The organism is Oleiphilus sp. HI0067 (assembly GCF_001635735.1).
On the sequence record NZ_LWFI01000333.1, the window covers coordinates 1 to 1,104 of the forward strand.

Annotated in this window: 2 protein-coding genes; both read right to left on the reverse strand. The window is 43.6% G+C overall.

Annotated features, from left to right (window positions below):
- Window positions 1-780: hypothetical protein (locus A3739_RS03955; RefSeq protein WP_156502335.1), on the reverse strand; the 780-nt coding region annotated here is incomplete at its 3' end.
- A 114-nt stretch (window positions 781-894) separates the two neighbouring features.
- A partial coding sequence (locus A3739_RS29295; protein WP_197472028.1) for a hypothetical protein occupies window positions 895-1,104 on the reverse strand: 210 nt, incomplete at its 5' end.

Consider the following 1,104-nt stretch of genomic DNA (forward strand, 5'->3'; position numbering starts at 1 on the left):
ATCACTCAACCCGGTCACATCCCCAACCTCATAACGATCCATACCTAGAGCGATCGTTTTGTCCGGCCCTTCAGAGGCGCGCGAAAACGTTAAGCGTATATCTGTATCACTATTATTAGAGATCAAGCTTGCTTGAAGCGAATGCTTTGCCACATCGGCCCGACCTTGAACAACGAGATCATGTCGAAAATCGCTCGCACCTCGATTTTTCTCAACGTCAGCACCGATAGAGATATCGAAGTGCGGCATATTCCACCACTCATAAGTGTTTGGGATATAAGTCTCAGGAAGCGTTTCCAGCTCGGGACGTTCTATTTCTTCTTGGCGTTTTTTGCGCTCGAGCTTGGCAATTAATGGGATATCTTTTGAAGCATCAACACGTAACTGAAGTTGAGACACATCAATATCAAAATTGAATCCGAAAAGATCTTGCAAGATCTGTTGGTCGAGATAAACATCAAAGCCGTCTTCCGCATAGCGAATCGTTTGCGGCCAAGGCTGAGCAACGCCTTTGGAATAATATTCTTGTTTAGTCAGATCCAGTTCAAAAGTATTGCTCTCATCCCCCACCCAACCGGATACTAATAATTCATCGATGTCCGATTCAATAGCAATTTCTAGTAATGATGCGATCGTATCGACTGGTAACAAGGTTTGTTCTGGGGAGCGGTAAATAAAGATAGGTTCGTCATCAGTGTAAGGCCCTACACTGAGTTGTACTACTAGCAAGTCTTCATCATCAAGTTCTAACTCTGTAGCCTTCGCACTAGACAACAGCATAGCGAACACAAGAAAAGCAAACATGCTAAACCTGAGGCTACAAAAAATGTTGAACAAGAAAGGGTGCTGCATATACGAAAAAGGCGCCGATATGATCGAGCGCCCTCTATAACATTACTGACTTAACTCAAAGCGTTCTTCAATGAGATTTGTACCACCGTACTTCTCGTCTTCATCAAAACGAACAATGAAAGAGGTCTGATCTGGTTCTACAGGTTGAGGCAAACGCACTTTAATCAAACGTTTGTTGATGCTTGTATATACGCCAACACCCTTTGACATAGCAACGCGATCACCCGCTTTACCATTGTCATTCTCGAAAAT